The sequence below is a fragment of the Streptomyces sp. NPDC051561 genome (assembly GCF_044454195.1).
Classification (GTDB): domain Bacteria; phylum Actinomycetota; class Actinomycetes; order Streptomycetales; family Streptomycetaceae; genus Streptomyces.
Genome location: NZ_JBITDM010000018.1, coordinates 1 through 18,323 on the forward strand (window position 1 = coordinate 1; position 18,323 = coordinate 18,323).

The 18,323-nt window shown below is 71.1% G+C and carries 14 protein-coding genes; 5 read left to right on the top strand and 9 right to left on the bottom strand.

The genetic code is table 11. The features are described from left to right. Nucleotides 1-159: 159 nt before the first annotated feature. The 3 genes from ACIA73_RS30465 to ACIA73_RS30475 form a co-directional block, all read right to left on the bottom strand. On the bottom strand, nucleotides 160-1,716 hold the full coding sequence (locus ACIA73_RS30465; RefSeq protein ID WP_399442055.1) for a DEAD/DEAH box helicase: 1,557 nt from the start codon (nucleotides 1,714-1,716) through the stop codon (nucleotides 160-162). A gap of 274 nt (nucleotides 1,717-1,990) precedes the next feature. After that, nucleotides 1,991-2,194 carry a cold-shock protein gene (locus ACIA73_RS30470; RefSeq protein WP_189825182.1) on the bottom strand — a complete coding sequence of 68 codons (204 nt, stop codon included), beginning with the start codon at nucleotides 2,192-2,194 and terminating at the stop codon, nucleotides 1,991-1,993. 466 nt (nucleotides 2,195-2,660) lie between these two features. Further along, nucleotides 2,661-5,834, bottom strand: coding sequence for a D-alanyl-D-alanine carboxypeptidase (locus ACIA73_RS30475; protein ID WP_399442056.1), 3,174 nt, complete (start codon nucleotides 5,832-5,834; stop codon nucleotides 2,661-2,663). A 217-nt stretch (nucleotides 5,835-6,051) separates the two neighbouring features. On the opposite strand from ACIA73_RS30475, the gene ACIA73_RS30480 reads away from it, so the two are divergent. From ACIA73_RS30480 to ACIA73_RS30490, 3 genes are all read left to right on the top strand, one after another. After that, the gene (locus tag ACIA73_RS30480; RefSeq protein ID WP_399442057.1) at nucleotides 6,052-6,813 is read left to right on the top strand and encodes a GPP34 family phosphoprotein; all 762 of its coding nucleotides are present in this window, start codon (nucleotides 6,052-6,054) and stop codon (nucleotides 6,811-6,813) included. A gap of 318 nt (nucleotides 6,814-7,131) precedes the next feature. Then, entirely contained in the window at nucleotides 7,132-8,007 is an 876-nt protein-coding gene (locus tag ACIA73_RS30485) for a helix-turn-helix domain-containing protein (protein ID WP_399442058.1), read from the top strand. A gap of 308 nt (nucleotides 8,008-8,315) precedes the next feature. Then, on the top strand, nucleotides 8,316-8,522 hold the full coding sequence (locus ACIA73_RS30490) for a DUF397 domain-containing protein (protein ID WP_399442059.1): 207 nt from the start codon (nucleotides 8,316-8,318) through the stop codon (nucleotides 8,520-8,522). Between the two features lie 123 nt (nucleotides 8,523-8,645). On the opposite strand, the gene ACIA73_RS30495 is transcribed toward ACIA73_RS30490, so the two are convergent. Beyond that, nucleotides 8,646-9,485: a hypothetical protein gene (locus ACIA73_RS30495; protein WP_399442060.1), complete on the bottom strand. Its 840-nt coding sequence runs from the start codon at nucleotides 9,483-9,485 to the stop codon at nucleotides 8,646-8,648. Between the two features lie 81 nt (nucleotides 9,486-9,566). On the opposite strand from ACIA73_RS30495, the gene ACIA73_RS30500 reads away from it, so the two are divergent. After that, nucleotides 9,567-10,349, top strand: a complete 783-nt coding sequence (locus tag ACIA73_RS30500; protein WP_399442061.1) for an SDR family oxidoreductase — start codon at nucleotides 9,567-9,569, stop codon at nucleotides 10,347-10,349. Nucleotides 10,350-10,497: 148 nt separating this feature from the next. Here the strand turns inward: ACIA73_RS30500 and ACIA73_RS30505 are convergent, their stop codons facing one another. The 4 genes from ACIA73_RS30505 to ACIA73_RS30520 all read right to left on the bottom strand — a co-directional run bounded on the left by ACIA73_RS30505 (nucleotide 10,498) and on the right by ACIA73_RS30520 (nucleotide 16,907). Continuing rightward, a complete protein-coding gene (locus ACIA73_RS30505) occupies nucleotides 10,498-11,640 on the bottom strand; it encodes an ADP-ribosylglycohydrolase family protein (protein ID WP_399442062.1) in 1,143 nt (380 codons plus the stop codon). Nucleotides 11,641-11,743: 103 nt separating this feature from the next. Continuing rightward, nucleotides 11,744-13,222, bottom strand: a complete 1,479-nt coding sequence (locus tag ACIA73_RS30510; RefSeq protein ID WP_399442063.1) for a flotillin family protein — start codon at nucleotides 13,220-13,222, stop codon at nucleotides 11,744-11,746. Between the two features lie 89 nt (nucleotides 13,223-13,311). Continuing rightward, on the bottom strand, nucleotides 13,312-13,827 hold the full coding sequence (locus tag ACIA73_RS30515) for a hypothetical protein (protein WP_399442064.1): 516 nt from the start codon (nucleotides 13,825-13,827) through the stop codon (nucleotides 13,312-13,314). Between the two features lie 377 nt (nucleotides 13,828-14,204). Beyond that, complete coding sequence (locus tag ACIA73_RS30520; RefSeq protein WP_399442065.1) at nucleotides 14,205-16,907, bottom strand: bifunctional FO biosynthesis protein CofGH; 2,703 nt, start codon at nucleotides 16,905-16,907, stop codon at nucleotides 14,205-14,207. A 96-nt stretch (nucleotides 16,908-17,003) separates the two neighbouring features. On the opposite strand from ACIA73_RS30520, the gene ACIA73_RS30525 reads away from it, so the two are divergent. Continuing rightward, nucleotides 17,004-17,435: an SSI family serine proteinase inhibitor gene (locus tag ACIA73_RS30525; RefSeq protein ID WP_399442066.1), complete on the top strand. Its 432-nt coding sequence runs from the start codon at nucleotides 17,004-17,006 to the stop codon at nucleotides 17,433-17,435. A 27-nt stretch (nucleotides 17,436-17,462) separates the two neighbouring features. On the opposite strand, the gene ACIA73_RS30530 is transcribed toward ACIA73_RS30525, so the two are convergent. Further along, on the bottom strand, nucleotides 17,463-18,290 hold the full coding sequence (locus ACIA73_RS30530; protein WP_399442067.1) for an LLM class F420-dependent oxidoreductase: 828 nt from the start codon (nucleotides 18,288-18,290) through the stop codon (nucleotides 17,463-17,465). Nucleotides 18,291-18,323 lie beyond the last annotated feature (33 nt).

Genomic DNA, 18,323 nt, shown 5'->3' on the forward strand with positions numbered 1-18,323 from the left:
TCTCGGAGGGTCTCGGAAACCCTCGGGAATCCTCGCCTCCGCTTTACGTTTTCTCCTAAAGCTGGTGTCGCAGGTTCGAATCCTGCCGGGGGCACAGCGAGAAGGGCCAGACCAGGGGATTGATCCCGGGTACTGGCCCTTCGGCGTGTGCATGGTGCGTTACGACGCCCTGCGCACCGCCGCCGCCTTGCGTGCCGCTGCCATTTCCGCGTCTTCGCGGCGGCCGCGGGAGGGGGCCGGGGAGCGGCGGGCCCGGGTCGGGCGGCTGCGGGAGTCGACCGGGGCGGGGGCCCTGGGGGCGCGGACCGGGACGCCGGAGGGGGCCTGGGCGCCGGTGATGCGGGTGAGTTCGGCGTCGCCGGAGCGGACGGCGGCGGTGTGGGCGGTGACGCCGGCCTCGCGCATCAGGCGGGCGAAGTCGCGGCGCTGGCCGTGGGTGACCAGGGTGACGACGCGGCCGGACTCGCCGGCGCGGGCGGTGCGGCCGCCGCGGTGCAGGTAGTCCTTGGGGTCGGTGGGCGGGTCGACGTTGACGACCAGGTCGAGGTTGTCGATGTGGATGCCGCGGGCGGCGACGTTGGTGGCGACCAGGACGGTGATCTCGCCGTTCTTGAACCGCTCCAGCGTGCGGGTGCGCAGCGGCTGGGACTTGCCGCCGTGCAGGGCCGCGGCGCGGACGCCGCTGGCGAGCAGGTCGGTGGTGAGGCGGTCGACCGCGTGCTTGGTGTCCAGGAACATCAGGACGCGTCCGTCGCGGGCCGCGATCTCGATGGTGGTGGCCTGCTTGTCGGCGCCGTGCACTTCGAGGACGTGGTGCTCCATCGTGGTGACCGCGCCCGCGGACGGGTCGACGGAGTGGACGACCGGGTCGGTCAGGAAGGTGCGCACCAGTTTGTCGACATTGCGGTCGAGGGTGGCGGAGAACAGCATGGTCTGGCCGTCCTCCCGTACCTGCTGGAGAAGTTCGGTGACATCCGGCATGAAGCCCATGTCGCCCATCTGGTCCGCCTCGTCGAGGACGGTGATGCGCACCTGGTCGAGGCGGCAGTCGCGGCGCTCGATGAGGTCCTTGAGCCGGCCGGGCGTGGCGACGACGACGTCCGAGCCGCGGCGCAGCGCGGAGGACTGCCGGCCGATGGACATACCGCCGACGACGGTGGCCATGCTGAGGTTGAGCGCCTTGGCGTACGGGGTGAGGGCGTCGGTCACCTGCTGGGCCAGCTCACGCGTCGGTACGAGGACCATGGCGAGCGGTGCCTTGGGCTGGGCCCTGCGGCCGTACGCCGCCGTGCGCACCAGCATCGCCAGGCCGAAGGCGAGGGTCTTGCCGGAGCCGGTGCGGCCACGGCCGAGGACGTCGCGTCCGGCGAGGGAGTTGGGGAGGGTGGCGGCCTGGATCGGGAAGGGCTCGGTGACGCTTTCGGCGACCAGGGCCCGCTGGACGGAGTCGGGAAGGTCCAGTTCGGTGAAGGCGGTGACCGGAGGGAGCGCCGGGGTGACGGTGACCGGGAGGGCGAATTCGCCCTTCAGGGCTACCGGGCGGCGGGCGCGTCCGTTGCCGCCGGCGGAACGGTTGCCGCCGGCGTATCCGCCGTTCGGGCGGTTCCCGGATCCGGGGCCGCGCTTTCCGGCAGAACTGCCGCTTCCGCTGCCCTTTCCACTCTTTCCCGCACTGGTGTCGCGATTTCCGCCGAAGCGGGCATAGTTCGTACTCACGGAGATTCCTCCTCGATACCGGCACGTATCGAGGAAATCCCGGTCCGCAGAGCGGGCCGCATTTCAAGAACGAGCCGAAATGAATTAAAAACAAAAGTCGGCCCGGGAGACGTCCCGGGTCCTCTCGTTCGTAACAACGAGCAGACCCGGTTCATTCCCGGGCGCGAAAACGCCACTGGGACCCGCACCCGAGGGTGCGGGTCCCAGCCGCGATGTCACCGCTGATCAGGACCGGAGTCCATGATCAGTGATCATCAGGCACAAGGCCGAATGACTAGGCGGGGACGATGTTCTCCGCCTGCGGGCCCTTCTGGCCCTGCGTGACGTCGAAGTTCACCTTCTGGCCTTCCTGGAGCTCACGGAAGCCGGAGGTGGCGATGTTCGAGTAGTGGGCGAAGACGTCGGCGCCGCCGCCGTCCTGCTCAATAAAGCCGAAGCCCTTTTCCGAGTTGAACCACTTCACGGTGCCAGTAGCCATGTCAAATCTCCTTCGGGGTAAAAACCCGGGAAACACACACTGTGTGTGTTCCACGTCGCGCGATGATGACCCCGTCCGGGAGAAAAGCACCGGAAATACAAAAGAAAAGTGCGCCCACCGGAAAACGTGCGAATTCCGGGGAGAGCACTTGTAAGTCTTTTCGGGAACCACAACTGCAACTGCGAATAACCGTAGCACGCCGAGAGCATTTCGGCACGGCGAGTATTCGCTGACACTTCGCGTCGGACCGTCCAGCGTGTTCACGCCTGACGGCTGACGCCCGGTGCAGGGGCGAACGTACCCCGGCGACCGAGAAGGCAATCGCCGTCGGGGCCGCGAGTTTGCCGCGACCTTCCCGGGACCGCGAGAGCCGCACAACGCGACGGCGGGCCCGCAGAGCGCTCTGCGGGCCCGCCGTTCACGGCGACGTCCCCGGGGGTCACGGGGCCACCGGACCGACCGTGGCTCAGCCCACCCGGGTCAGCTTGGCGCCGAAGCCGGGCTCGGTCAGGTCCGACTGGAGGGCGACCGGGGCCTTGACCATGCCCGGGCCCGTTCCGACCGTGACCTCGCCGACCACGTCGCCCGCCTTCGCGGCGTGCGGGACCGGCTTGCCCTGGACGCCGCCGACGGCCAGGTTCACCTTCAGGCCCGGCCAGCCGACCGCCTTCAGGTCCTGGGTCGCGACGACCGGCGTGTGGCCGCCGAGTCCGTCGTCCACGAACCCGACGACCTCGCCCTTCTTCACGACCGTCGCCGAGGTCACCGCCTCCTGCGCCTTCTGGATCAGCTTCAGGCTGTTGTCGATGGCGGCCTGGAGCTTGTCGTGCAGCTGGGCGCCGGTCTGCTGGTTCATCACCGCGCCGATGATCCGGCGCTCCTTGCCGTCGACGATGGTGCTCGCCGAGAACAGCAGGTTGCCGCCCGCCGGCGTCGTCGAGCCGGTCTTGATGCCGTTGACACCCGGCTTCAGCAGGATGTTGTTGTTGTTGTAGATCATGTTGTCGATGCCGGGGACCTCGACCTGCGGCAGGTCGACGATCTTGCGGAAGACGTCGTTCTTCATGAGCGCCTTGCCCAGCTTGATCTGGTCGAGCGGGGTGCTGACGGTGCCCTTGTCGAACCCGCTGGGGTCGGTGTACGTCGTGTTGGTCATGCCGAGGTCCTTGGCGGCGGCGTTCATCTTCGTGACGAACTCCGCCTCCGAGTCCGACTGGGTGTCCCACCGTCCGAGCAGCCGGGCGATGTTGTTGCCCGAGGGGATCATCAGCAGCTCGATCATCTGACGCAGCGTGAACGCCTGCCCCTTGGTGACCTGCGCCGTCGACTCGTCCGGCTTCTTCGCGTCGTCCTCGCCCTGCTGGTCGATGGTGACCTTGGGCCCGGTCTCCTTGCCCTTGAGCGGGTGGCTCTGCAGGACCACGTAAGCCGTCATGGCCTTCGCCATGCTCGCGATCGGAGCGGGCTTCTGCGGGCCCTCCTGGCCCATCGCGCCCACGCCCTCGACCTCGACCGCCGACTGACCGTCACCCGGCCACGGCATGTCGGTCTTTCCGCCCTCGAAGGAGTACGAGGTCGAGGAGGTGAGCTCTATCCGCGCGTCGGGCAGCGGACGCACCATCTGCACGACGCCGAACACCACCACCAGGAGCAGGACCAGCGGGGTCCAGATCTTGATCCGGCGCACGGTCGTGCGCACCGGGGTCTCCGGCGGGGCGGGCTTGTTCGTCAGCTCGGCCAGCAGGTCGAGCGGCGGCTTGGGCGGCAGCGGCTGCTGCCTGGTCCGCTCGGCCTCGGGGAGACCGGTGGTCCGGGCCGCAGGGGGCGCGGCGGCGGGCAGCGGGCCGGCGGGACGCGGCTGCGCACCGGCCCCCGCACCCGGAGTGTCCGCGGGACGGGCGCCGGGCTGGGGCGCCGTTCCACCGGGCCGACGGGGCGGTTTGGGCGACCGTACGTCGTCCGGCTTGAGCGGTACGAAGGTGCTGGTGCGCTCCTTGTCCGACTCGGGCCTGGCCACCCGCGAGCTGGGCGCACCCTTCGGCCCCTTGGGCGCCTGCGGATCCGTCGACGGCAGCTTGAGCATGGCCGTCGGCTGGTCGACCGGGGGCGCGGTGGCGGCCTTGGGAGGCTTGGGAGCGGAGCCGGGCCTGCTGGCCCTGGGCGCGGATTCGGCACCGGAGCCGGAGCCGGGCTTGGGCGCCTTGGGGTCCGCCTCGGCTGTCTGGGAGGCGGGCTCGGGCTTGGACCCGGAGGCCTTGGACGCGGGCGTGGTCCCGGACGCCGGGGCCTTGGACCCGGCCGAACGAGGCATGGTCCTGAAGACGGCGGTGGCCTGGTCGACACCAGTGCCGGTGGCCTTGCCGTCGCTGTCGGCCTCGGCGTCACCCTCGGTGGTGCCGTCGCTGTCGGCGTCGGCACCACGGGTGCGCCCGGCCGAAGCGTCGGCGCCACCGGCGTCGGCGCTGCTGCCGCCTTCTGCGTCACCGTCGGCAGGGGCGCTCTCGCCGTCGGCCTTGCCCGCGGCGCCCGCCCTGCGCGCCTCGTCGGCCCCAGCGGGCTTCACGTCGCCCGTGGCGGTCTTCCGGCCGGCCCGGGGCGGCTTCGCGCCCGGCTTCCCGGCCGCCGAGCCGCTCTCCGGCTTCCCGGCCGTCAGGTCCGGCTCTTCCTTCGGTACGGGGGTGGGCTTGTCCGCGGTGTCGTCCTTCGGCGTTACGTCGTCGGCTTCGACGGTGGCGGCGTCGGCCACCCCGCTTCCGTCGCCACCGCGCCGTACCTCCGCCGCATCGGCCTCACCGGCCTCACCGGCCTCACCGGCCTCACCGGCCTCACCGGCCTCACCGGCCTCACCGGCAGCCGTGGTGGCCTTGGTGGCCGCAGCGGTGGAACGGTCCTGCTCGGCGCGGGCCGCGCGAGCGCCGGCGAGCACCGCGGAGGCGGCGGCAGCGGAAGCCGCCGCGCCGGCCTTGTCGGCCTCGTCCGGCTCCGCGTTCCGCTTCGGGTCGGCCGTGTCACCCGGACGAGCGGCCGGCGTGCGCTCAGCGGCGCCGTCGGAGCCGTCTCCGGCCGGGTCGGCGTCGGGCTCGTCCGCCGTGGCGACCCAGGCGGCAACGGCCGCCCGCAGCCGGGAATTGCCCGCCTCGGGGGCCTCGTCGCGGGCCTCCTCCGCCGTCGTCCCGGACGGCGTCTCCGCTGCGGATGCGGACCCGGTCCGGGATTCCGCTTCCGCCACCGGTTCGGTCACGCCGTCGGCCGCCTCGGCGTCATCAGCCTCGTCGACCTCGTCGACCTCGTCGGCCTCGTCGACCTCATCGCCCTCGTCGGCCTGCGCCTCGGTGCTCCTCGGACGTGTCCTGAAGACGCCCGTCGGCTGATCCACCCCCCGGGTGTCGTCGGCCGGGCCCGCGCCGGCGCCGTCCGCGCTGTCCGCGGCGGCCGTCTCGTGGGTGACTTCGTCCTCCCGCGTGGCCGCCTCGGCGGTGTCCGCGTCCTGCGGCTCCGCATCGTCCGGGGCCGGTTCAGGAACCGGCTTCGACGCCTCGGGCGTCCTCTCACGGAATACCGCGAGCCGGGGATCTCGTTCGCCCGCCGTCTCCCCCGACGACTTCCGCTGCTCCGACTTGCCGGGGGACTCGCCCGCCACCGATGCCTCCTCAACGCGTACGTCTACGCCACAACACGCCGCAACGGGGCCCGCCCCCGCTGTCCGTTCCATCAACCAGTGTCCTGCTACGGGCACCGGCCCCACGTGCTAGACGAGAACGACATAGCTACTGGTTCCCACACAAAGCACCCAGGCGCTCTCGACAGATGAATGTGAGAGGGGTCACCCTGTCATTCATCCACGCGGGGAGGCATGGATGGGCAGGAGCCGCAGAACAATTCCGGAGGAGCTTCTGTTGCTCGCTCTGGACCCGGCAACGGGTACCACAGCGCAGCCGCAGTCGCTCGACCTCGGCCTGGCCGGGGCACAGCTAGTGGAGCTGGCTCTGGCAGGACGGATAGCCCCTGACGGGGATCGTATCGCCGTGGTGATGCCACGGCCGACCGGAGATCCGACACTGGACTCCGCGCTGGAACTGCTGCGCCGTCGTGGCAGCCCGGTTCGGGCAGTGAACTGGATCGGCGGGCCTCGACTGGGGCTTCGCCAGATCTATCTCGCGCACCTGGAGCGGTGCGGCATGGTGCATGCCGTATCGGGTCAGATGTGCGGGGTCTTGCCGACGACTCGCTACCAGGCGACCGACACGGCAATCAGCCGGGACATCCGTGCCCGGCTGGACAGTGCGATCCGCACCGGCGTCCCGCCGGATCCGCGGACCGCGGCGCTCGCCGCGCTGGCCCATGCGGTCGGACTCGGCAAGCACCTGTACCCCGGCAATGAGGGCCGGTCGTCCAGGTCCCGCCTCAGGGATCTGATTCGGCACGACCCGATGGGCGGTCTCGTGGCACACGCCGTGATGGACGTCCAGAACGGTGTGGCCGCACAGCCACGCCGTGCCGCACCCGGCCCGGCCGGCGCCCAGGGTTCCCCTGGCGGCGGTGGCGGCGGGGTACGTCAGAACGCCTCCGTATCCGTGCAGCCGCACCGCGGCAGCATGGCCCGGGCCGCGGCGCACTGACGGGCGTACGCACCCAAGAAGCAGCACCAGCACCACAGAAGGCCGCCGCACCGACGTCCCCAGAGACCCGGTTCGGGAGCCGCAGCAAGCGCGCGGGGCAGTGGACCGGCCGTCCGGACGAGGGCCGGGCCACCGCCCCGCGCGTGTTTCCGCATGTGTGGGACGGCCCGTCGCGCACGCGCACAAGCCGCACCCGGACATACGGATGCGTGGCCGCCGCACCACCCTGTGTGGCCATTTACCAGCGCGGTCACGCCAGTTGGTGGCAGTCTGCTGAACAGTAGATACGCGCAGCACGCAGCCGGAGGTGCAGTTTCCGTGGCGTCCCCCAATGTCAATCCCACCGTCAGGCGACGCCGACTGGGCCAGGAGCTGCGTCGCCTGCGCGAGCTCAAAGGCATGACGGCGGAGGGGGTCGCGGAGCGGCTCCTGGTCTCCCAGTCCAAGATCAGCCGCCTGGAGAACGGTCGCCGCAGCATCAGCCCGCGCGATGTCCGCGACCTGTGCAACGTCTACGAGGTCGAGGACCCCAGGGTGGTCGAGTCGCTGATGCAGATGGCCAAGGACTCGCGCCAGCAGGGCTGGTGGCACGCCTTCGGCGACATCCCGTACAGCGTGTACATCGGTCTGGAGACCGACGCCGACAACCTGCGGGTGTATGAACCCCAGGTCGTCCCCGGTCTGCTCCAGACCAAGGAGTACGCCAAGGCGGTCATCGCCGGCGCCCTGCCGGAGAACTCGCCCGAGGACTGGGAGAAGCGGGTCGGCGTCCGGGTGCGCCGCCAGGACCGCGTCACCACCAGCACCTCGCCGCTGCGTCTGTGGGCGGTGATCGACGAGGCGGCGCTGCGCCGGGTCGTCGGCGACCGGCATCTGATGCTGGAGCAGCTGGAGCACCTCCAGGAACTGGCCCGGCTGCCCCATGTGACCATCCAGGTACTGCCGTTCAGGGCCGGCGCGCACACCGGGCTCAGCGGGCACTACGCGATCCTGGAGTTCCCGGAGACGACCGACTCCAGCGTGGTCTACATCGAGGGCGTGACCAGCGACCTCTATCTGGAGAAGACTCCGGACGTGCAGAAGTACACCGGGATGTACGAGCACCTGCGGGCGAAGGCGCTGAGCGTCGAGGACTCGCACCTCTTCATCGAGAAGATCGCCAAGGACTACGCGAGCGCGGAGCACCAGGGGTAAGCACGCGGCGCGAGGGGCCAGGGACAACGGGGCGGGTGCGAGCGGGGGCGAGGCACCGGGGCGGGGAGTGGCCGGTTCCAGCCCCTCGCACCGGTCCCGCACGGGCCTCAGCGCCGGCTTTCTCCCCGGCCCCGATCGGCCGAGGTCGCGTACCGTACACCTACCGCCCACGCCAGTGGAAGGCCCACCGGAATATGCCATCCGGTCGAGTGAACGGCCCCTGTGTGCTTGTGAGTTCCGGCGTAGCGTCGATCACGCCAAGCAAGAGCGTTTGGCGGTTCACGACGACTGGTGAAGGCGGAACGGACATGGCAATTCGCAAGGGTGCTACGGCCGAGTGGACGAAGTCCTCGTACTCCGGCGGTAACGGCGCGTGTGTGGAAGTGAAGTCGCCTGCGGTGCAGGCCATTTACGTGCGGGACTCGAAGGCGCCCGAGGGACCCTCGGTCTCCTTCGTCCCGGGTTCGTGGACGTCGTTCATCGCCGAGGTCGGCCAGGGCTCCTTCGGTCGCTGATCCCGCCCACGTCACGCACCACTCGCTGTAACAGCAACGCCGTAGAGGCACCAGCAACACCGTAGAGCCCTCTCGACTGGCCCGCCGTCCTGGCCGAGGGGGCTTCTCAACGTCCGCTCCGGTTCAGCGGAGTTGATCGACGTAGCGGTCGGTGCCCACGACGGTGGGTACGAACGGCGCGACCAGTTCCACCCGCCCGAGACCGGCCTCGGCGACCGCCTCCCCGAGTCCTCCGAACTGCTCCTCCCAGCGCTCCCGCGGGTCCCGCTCCAGGAACCACAGCAGGGTCAACCGGGTGCCGACGCCCTCGACCTGCTTGACGTAGGTCATCCTGTCGCCGGGCAGCGGGGTCGGCCGGAAGACGGTGACCATCGCGGCCGACGACCCCGCGAGCCGCTTCGGCAGGTACTTGGCCCGCAGCCACTCCGCCAGCTCCCGGCACTGTTCCGGGCTCTCGGTGTCGATGACCTCCAGGACCAGCCCCTGGTACGGGTGATCCAGGGCGTGGTAGTCGCGGGGGCCCGCGGCTCCGTCGCGGTAGACGGTCACCTCGTGGTCCTGGAACGCGGTGAAGACATGGGTGCGGGCCTGGTGGACGCGGCCGTCCCGGTTGAGGCGTTTGTTGATGGCGACGGTCCACTTCATGTGGTCGTCGTAGCGGCCCTCGGTGATCCAGTACGTGGTGAGGTAGCAGCCCGCTGTGACGGGGTCGGCGACCGCGGACTTGGCCGGGTGTCGCAGGAGTTGGAGGTCGCGGGTGGCGACCCAGCGGCGTCCCGCGTACATCCAGGGCATGGCCATCGCACCGGCCATGTAGTGATCGTCCTCGTACCAGCGGTTGTAGGCGTACTCCTGGCCCGGGTGCGGTTCCACCATGGTGATCAGCGCGTGGCCGGGGCGCACACCGTAGGGGCCGACGGCTGCCAGTTCCGCGTAGGTCTCGCTGCGGGTGTCCTCGCTCATCGCACTCACCTTCCAAGTTGACGGCGACGCGCCTACTCTGACGGACCGTCAGCAATTGGTCCATGGTCCGGAGGCAGTGTGATGCTCGTCGAGGGAAAGACCGTCGTCGTGTCCGGGGTGGGCTCCGGGCTCGGCCATCAGGTGGCGGCGGCGGTGATCCGTGACGGCGGCAACGCCGTACTGGGCGCCCGCACCGAGGCCAACCTCGCCAAGGCGGCCGCCGAGCTGGACCCGGAGGGCACCCGGACCGCGTACCTCCCCACCGACATCACCGACGAGCAGAGCTGCGAACGGCTGGCCGCGCTCGCGGTGGAGCGCTTCGGCCGGCTCGACGCGGTCGTCCATGTCGCCGCGTACGACACCCACTTCGGCGGTCTGGCGGATGCCGACTTCGGCGCCTGGCAGCAGGTCCTGGACGTCAATCTGCTCGGCACCCTGCGGATGACCCGCGCCTGCCTGCCCGCCCTGAAGGAGCGCGGCGGCGCGGTCGTCTGCATCGGTACGCAGTCGGCCATCGCCGCCCCCAGCGAGGTGGCCCAGGCGGCGTACGCGGCGTCCAAGGGGGCGCTGACCTCGGCGATGTACTCCCTGGCGCGCGAGCTGGGACCGCACGGGATAAGGGTCAACTCGGTTCTGCCGGGCTGGATGTGGGGTCCGCCTGTGCAGGGTTTCGTGGCGTACGCCGCCCAGGCCGAGGGCATAGCGGAGGCGGCGGTGCGCGAGCGGCTGAACGCGCGGATGGCGTTGCCGGAGATGGCGACGGACGGGGACGTGGCGGATGCGGTGGTGTTCTTCGCCTCGGACCGGGCGCGGGCGATCACGGGGCAGCAGTTGCTGGTGAACGCGGGTGAGTTGATGCGGTGAGGGCCCGGCCGCGCGAAGGCTGTGCGGCTGCCCTACGGCGTCGGCCGCCTTCACAGCACCGGCTGCCTTTACGGCGTACAGGGCGGCCCTGTACGCCGTACAAGGTTTCCTTTACGGCGTACGGCCCCCGCGGGCCCGTGGGTCCCCCTCAGGCGCGCGGGTACCGGGCCAGCCAGCCCGGTGCGCTGGTCGTCGGCCCGTGCAGGGCCGGGCCCTGGGTCATCTCCATGGCGAAGTCGTCGGCGAGGGCGAGGACGGTGGGGCGGCCCTCCAGTTCAGCGAGCCAGCCGGGCGGCAGGGCCGTTTCGCCGTGCATGGCGCCGAGGAGGGCGCCGCAGAGGGCGCCGGTGGTGGCGGACGCGCCGTCGTGGTTGACGGCGAGGCGCAGGCCGTGGCGGATGTCCTCGCCGACGAGTGCGCAGTAGACGGCGATGGCCAGTGCGCCTTCGGGGGTGTGGCCGTCGCCGAGTGACGCCACCCGTTCGGGGGTCGGGGTGCCCTGGCGGACCGCTTCGAGGGCGGTGTGGAGTGCGGCGGTGACGGGTGGGCTGCCGGGGCGGGTGGCGAGCAGGGCGAGGGTGCGCTGGACCGCGGCGGCCGGGCCTTCGCCCCGGGCCAGGCCGTGGACCAGGACGGCGAGGGCCCCGCAGGAGAGCGTGGAGGTGGGATGGCCGTGGGACTGGGCGGCGCATTCGACGGCGAGCTGGAGGACCAGTGGGGGTTCCCAGCCGACCAGCAGGCCGAAGGGGGCGGAGCGGGCGAGTGCGGCCGGGTCGGTGGAGTCGGGGTTCCTGGGCCGGTCGAGGGTGCCCATTGCCGGGTCCCGGAAGGCGTTGAGGGTTTCGCGGCCGGGTGACCTGCGGACGTACAGCCACTCCTCGCGGGCCAGCCAGCCGTCCTCGGCGCGGCGTTCGTCCGGGCCCCAGTCGTGCTGGGTGGCGGACCAGCGCAGATAGGCGCGGTGGACGTCGGTGGGCGGGTGCCAGGCGCCGGTGTCCCGGCGGACCTGGGCACGTATCAGCCCGTCGACGGTGAACAGGGTGAGCTGGGTGGCGGCGGTGATCGCGCCGCGTCTGCCGTGGGCGGGCGCCAGGTCGAGGACTCCGGCGAATCCGTGGGTCTCCCGTACGGCGCTCATCGGCAGGGTGTCGACCGGGGCGCCGAGTGCGTCGCCGATCGCCCCGCCGAGGAGGGCGCCGCGCACCCGGCTGCGGAAGTCCTGCTGTTCGGCGCGGCCCCAGACGGGGGACGCGGGGGTGGCAGTGGCGGCGGGGGCGGCGGGACTGCTCATGGCGCGACACGCTACTCGATCGTAGGTTGAGAGAGCTGTGGCCCTTCAGGTCCCTTTCGGGTCCCAAAGGGCCACAAGTCAGTCAGTCTTGGACAGTTTTCCGTCAGTCGGTGATCGGGATCTGGCCGTTCGCGGCGCCCGCAGGGCCCGCGTCGGCCGCACCGCCGCCGGCACCCGTGGCCGCCGACTGCTCCGGCACCCTGGCGCCGCTCGTCCCCTTCGCGGCGATGCCCTTCAGCAGCTCGCCAAGGTCGACCCCGGTGGTCGAACTGAGCAGTTCCATCCCCTGGGCCACGTTGTCGGTGACCGTACGGGAGAGCTGCGAGGCGCCGTCCGTGGAGATCACCGTCATCTTGTCGATGGCGCTGAGCGGCTCGGACGCCTTGGCGACGACCTGCGGCAGTGCCTCGACCAGCATCTGGATCACGGCCGCGTCGCCGTACTGCGCGAACGCGTCCGCCTTCTTCTGCATCGCCTCGGCCTCGGCCGAACCCTTCGCGGCGATCGCTGCTGCCTCCGACTCACCCTCGATCCGTACGGCTGCGGCGAGGGCGGCACGGCGCAGCTTCTCGCCCTCACCGGTGAGCCGGGAGCGCTCGGCGTCCGCCTCGGCCTCCTTGACCTGGCTGATCCTGCGCGCCTCGGCCTCCTGCTCGGCCTGGTAGCGGGCGGCGTCGGCGGGCTTGCGGACCTTGGTGTCGAGTTCGCGGTCGGTCAGGGCGGCCTGCCGCTGCGCGACCTTCTCCTGTTCGGCGAGCACTTCCTGCTGGCGGGCGGCGTCGGCGAGCGGACCGGCAGCGTTGGCCTGGGCTGCGGCGGCCTCGGTCTCGACGCGGATCTCGGCCTGCTTGAGGTAGAACGTCCGCTCGGCGATGGCGATTTCCTCGGCGGCCTTCAGCCGGGCCTGCTCGGAGGCCCGCTTGGCGATGGCCTCGGCGATGTCGGCCTCCTGGCGGGCGCGGGCGGCCTCGGGCCGGCCCAGGTCCTCCAGATAGGAGCCCTCGGTGGTGATGTCGTGGATCTGGAAGGCGTCGAGCACCAGGCCCTGCCCGGAGAGGCTGGCCTCGGCCTCCTCCGCGACCTGCCCCGCGAACGCGGCCCGGTCCCGGATGATGTCCTCGACCGACATCCGGCCGACGATCGCGCGCAGCGCGCCGGAGAGCACTTCCTGGGTGAAGCTGTTGACCTGGCCCTGCTGCTGGAGGAAGCGCTGGGCGGCGGCCCGGATCGCGTCCTCGTTGCCGCCGACCTTGACGATCGCGACGCCTTCGAGGTTGGCCTTCACACCGCGCAGGGTGACCGCGCCGCGCACCGAGATCGGGATCTGCCGGCTGGAGAGGTCGAGTGTGGACTTCTGCTGGACGAACGGGACGACGAAGACGCCGCCGCCGACCACGACCTTCTGGCCGCTGTTGTCGGTGCTGATCCGTCCGGTGACCGGGTCGGTGGACTTCTTGCCGCGCCGCCCGGTGATGATGAACGCCTCGCTCGGCCCGGCGACCTTGTAGCGCGTGACCACGACAAGACCGAGCAGGACGACGAGTACGACGATTCCGACGACCGCGATGACGACTGGGCTCATGGGCAAATCCCTCTGGTGGTTGAGCGGTTACGTGAGGAGGGGGCGCGGGGGCGTCAAGAAGGGCAGGGGCGCAGGGCGGACGGAGTGGCTCAGCGTTCGACGGGGCGTACGGAGACCGAGGTCGACGAGAGCGTCGCCTCCACCCACACGTCCGCGCCCCGGACCACCGGTATCTCGCTCTTCGCCGCGTACTTCACCGGCTGCCCGCCGAGGTAGACGATCACTTCGCCGTACCCGCCGGCCGGAATCGCGGTGACGACCGACCCCGACGTACCGACGAGGTCTTCCCCGCGTGGTGTCGCGTCGGTCTGATCACGCATCAGCGCGCGGCTGAACTTCCAGGTGAGCCAGGCAGCACCGACCCCGGCCACGGCGCCGACCCCCGTCGCGGCGCCGGCTCCGAGGCCGGTGGTACCCAGCGTGATCGCACCGCCGAAGCCGAGCATCGCCGTGAATCCGGCGACGACCGGCAGCGAGAGCCATCCGTCGAACACTCCCTCAAGCGCGGAGAACCCGTGGAACAGACCCTCCAGCAGCCCGTCGAAGACGAGCGCGAGGAGCAGGAGCACCACACCCGCGATGCCAAGACCGAGGAACAGCGTCATTCCCACTCCTTCCCTCGTGTGCGTCGGATGCGCCCCTTCGACGTGTCCGAAGAGTCGCACGGCGCACTGACACAGGTCATTGCCGCACTCCGGCAATCTTTACGCGTTCTTAATGCCGGGCGTCCGTGCAACCGCGGCGCACCGGAGGGGGGGGGGGGGGGGGGGGGGGGGGGGGGGGGGCGGGGGGGGGGCGGGCGCGCGGCCCCCCCCCCCCCCCCCCCCCCCCCCCCCCGCCCCCACCCCACCCCGTAGACCCCACCGCCCCCCCTACATTATTTTGGCGCGCGGCGGTCGGGGGGGCCCCCCCCCCCCGCCCGCCCGCGCCGCCCCCCCCCCCCCCCCCCCCCCCCCCCCCTCCGGTGACACTCGGTTCCCGCTCAGTCCCCCAGCACCGGCAGCAGCTCGGGAAGATGCCCGTCGGAGGCGTGCGCGGCGGCCACCCGCTCCTGGGGCACCTCGCCGTACAGCGTCGTACGCGGCCGCGAGGGCCGTCCGGCGGCGTCCGCGATCGCCACCAGGTCCTGAATCGACCGGTAGGACCCGTAACTCGATCCGGCCATCCGCGAGATCGTCTCCTCCATCAGGGTCCCGCCCAGGTCGTTGGCCCCGGACCGCAGCATCTCCGCAGCGCCCTCCGCACCCAGCTTCACCCAGCTGGTCTGGATGTTCGTGATGTACGGGTGCAGCAGCAGCCGGGCCATCGCGGTGACCGCCCGGTTGTCCCGCACGGTCGGTCCGGGCCGGGCGATGCCGGCCAGGTACACCGGCGCGTTGGTGTGGATGAACGGCAGCGTCACGAACTCCGTGAAGCCTTCGACGTTGTTGGCCAGCGCGTTCTGCTGCATCCGGGCCAGTGTCCGCAGATGCCCGAGCCAGTGCCGGGGCTGGTCCACATGCCCGTACATCATCGTGGACGAGGACCTGAGCCCCACCTCGTGCGCCGTCCGGATCACCTCGACCCACTCGGCGGTCGGCAGCTTCCCCTTCGTCAGGATCCACCGCACCTCGTCGTCCAGGATCTCGGCGGCGGTCCCCGGGATCGACCCGAGCCCCGCCTCCTTCGCGGCGATCAGCCACTCCCGGAACGAAAGCCCGGTCCTGGTGGCCCCGTTGACCACCTCCATCGGTGAGAAGGCGTGCACATGCATCCCCGGCACCCGCTCCTTCACCGCCTTCGCGATGTCGAAGTACGCGGTCCCGGGCAGGTCGGGGTGGATGCCGCCCTGCATGCACACCTCGACCGCGCCCACGTCCCACGCCTGCTGTGCCCGGTCGGCGACCTGGTCCAGCGAGAGGGTGTACGCGTCGGCGTCGGTGCGCCGTTGCGCGAAGGCGCAGAAGCGGCAGCCGGTGTAGCAGACATTGGTGAAGTTGATGTTCCTGGTGACGATGTAGGTGACGTCGTCACCGACCACGTCCCTCCGCAGCGCGTCCGCGATCCGGCACAACGCGTCCAGCGCGGGACCGTCGGCGTGCAGCAGCGTCAGCGCCTGAGCGTCCGTCAACTTGGTTGGATCGGCAGCCGCTTGGGAAAGCGCCGCCTTCACCTCTCCGTCGATCCGGCTGACGTCTCCATCGATCTGGGACGGCACCATCCCGGGCACCGCCGCCTCCCGCAGCGCCTCCCAGTCGCCGTACACCGCGTCGAAGTCGTCGCGCCGGTCGCCGGTGCGGCCCTCGGTGTCGATCGTGGTGTGCAGATCCGTACGCCCGCTGGCCGTGAACGCCTCGTCCGGCTCCTGCCAGGGCAGCCCCGCCGGCCGTACGTCCTCCCGGGCAAGCCCGGTCTCCGGATCGGCCAGCGCCCGTACGTGCGGCAGCAGCCGGGGGTCCAGCCACGGTTCGCCGCGCTGCACGAACTCGGGGTAGATCGTCAGGCGTTCCCGCAGCACGAATCCCGACTCACCTGTTTTCTGGACCAGTTGAGCGATGTGCGGCCAGGGGCGCTCCGGGTTCACATGGTCCGGGGTCAGCGGCGACACCCCGCCCCAGTCGTCGATCCCCGCCCCGATGATCAGGGCATACTCCTCGTCGACCAGATTCGGCGGCGCCTGGATCCGGGCGGAGGGGCCGAGGATGTGCCGGGCGACGGCAATCGTGGCGGCCAGCTCCTCCAGCTCCGCGTCCGGCATCTTCCCCATCGCGGTGTCCGGCTTGGCACGGAAGTTCTGCACGATGACTTCCTGGATGCCGTGGTACGCCCGTGCCGTGCGCCGCAGCGCGAACAGCGAGTCGGCGCGCTCCTCGTAGTCCTCGCCGATGCCGATCAGGATGCCGGTGGTGAAGGGGACGTTGGACCTGCCCGCGTCCTCCAGCGCCCGCAGCCGTACCGCGGGCTCCTTGTCGGGCGACCCGTGGTGCGGCCCACCCGGCTCGCTCCACAGCCGGGTCGCCGTGGTCTCCAGCATCATCCCCATCGAGGGCGCGACCGGTTTCAGCCGCTGGAGCTCCGTCCAGGACATCACCCCCGGGTTGAGGTGCGGCAGCAGACCGGTCTCCTCCAGCACGCGGATCGCCATGGCCCGTACGTACGCGAGGGTGTCGTCGTACCCCTCCGCCTCCAGCCACTCCCGCGCCTCCGGCCACCGCTCCTCCGGCCGGTCGCCCAGCGTGAACAGGGCTTCCTTGCATCCCATTTCGGCCCCGGCGCGGGCGATCTCCAGCACCTCGTCGGGCGACAGGTACATCCCGTGCCCGGCCCGGCGCAGCTTGCCCGGGACGGTCACGAAGGTGCAGTAGTGGCACTTGTCCCGGCACAGGCGGGTGAGCGGGATGAAGACCTTCTTGGAGTACGTGATGACGCCCGGCCGCCCGACGGCCTCAAGCCCCGCGTCCCTGACACGTGCCGCCGAGGCGCACAGGTCGGTGAGGTCGTCGCCGCGCGCCTGGAGGAGGACGGCGGCCTCTCCCGCGTCGAGTGCGACACCGTCACGGGCACGTTTGAGGGCGCGGCGCATGGAATTGGCGGTCGGGGGCGTCGCGGTGCCGGTCCCGGTCCCGGTGCTGGTTCCGGTGCCGGTGGATCCCGTCGACCCCGTCGACCCCGTCGGTCCGGTGGGCTGCGCTGCGGAGCTCGTCATCCCCCGAGGATACGTTCGATGCCTGCGTGACATTCGGGGCGTGGGGGCGTTAGACGCAGCACACCTCCGCATCTCCCGTACGCCACAGGAGCCCCCATGTTGCGCCGTATCGCCGCCTCCGCACTCCCCCTGCTCGCCCTCCTGGGAAGCGCCGCGACCACCGCCACCGCGGCCCCTGCCGTCCCGCCCTCCGGCGACCGCCTCACCGTCACCGTCGCCGATTCGGGCCTCCCGGACGCGGACGGCACCTACGAGCTGGACTGCCGTCCCACCGGCGGCACCCACCCCGACGCCCAGCAGGCCTGCGAGCGCCTCGACGAGGTCACCGTCTGGGGCAAGGACCCGTTCGCGCCGGTGGCCCCGGACGCCCTGTGCACCCAGGTGTACGGCGGTCCGCAGACGGCCCGTGTCACCGGGACCTGGGCGGGGCGCCCGGTGGACACGACGTACCGCCGGACCAACGGGTGCGAGATGTCCCGGTGGGACGGGATGGTGCCGCTGCTTCCGGCGGCGGGGGCCGGTGCCTGAGGAAGCGGCGTACTGAAGAGAACCCTGCTAGAGGAACTGCGCATAGGAGTCCAGCGTGCGCAGCACCTGCCCCTCCCCGGCCGGCGGAAGCTGGAGCACCACTTCCCCGATGCCCAGCTCGGCGTAGTGCGCCAGTTTGCCGGGGCTGGGCAGGACCGCGTACGGCACCACCTGAAGGTCCTTGGCCTCGCGCCCGGCCGCCTCCCACACACCGCGCAGCACCGGGATGGACTCGCTCAGCCCGCGTCCACCGATCGGCATCCAGCCGTCCGCGTACTGGGTGATGTGGTCGAAGAGTTTGGGTCCGGCGGCCCCGCCCACCAGGATGCGCGGTGCGCCGTCCTGCGGCTTGGGGTACACCTCACTGGCCCGCACCGAGCCGAACTCGCCCTCGAACGCGGTGGGTTGCTCGCTCCACAGGGCCCGCATCAACCCCATCCGTTCGCGGCCCAGTTCGCGCCGGGTCTTCCACTCCACACCGTGGTCGGCGGCTTCCTCCTTGTTCCAGCCGAAGCCGACGCCGAGCGTGAACCGGCCGCCGGAGAGGTGGTCGAGGGTGGCGATCTGCTTGGCCAGTCCGATCGGGTCGTGCTGGGCGACCAGGGTGACCCCGGTGCCGAGCAGGAGCCGCTGCGTCACGGCCGACGCCTGACCGAGGGCCACGAACGGGTCGAGGGTGCGGGCGTATTCGCGGGGCAGTTCGCCGCCCGCCGGGTAGGGGGTGTCCCGGCTCGACGGGATGTGGGTGTGCTCCGGCAGATAGAGCCCGCCGAAGCCCCGCTGCTCCAGTTCCCGCGCGAGACGTACCGGTGTGATCGTCTCGTCGGTCAGGAAAATCGTGGCCGAGATCCGCATACAACCTCCTTGGTCGGGCACCTGTTGGCCGTC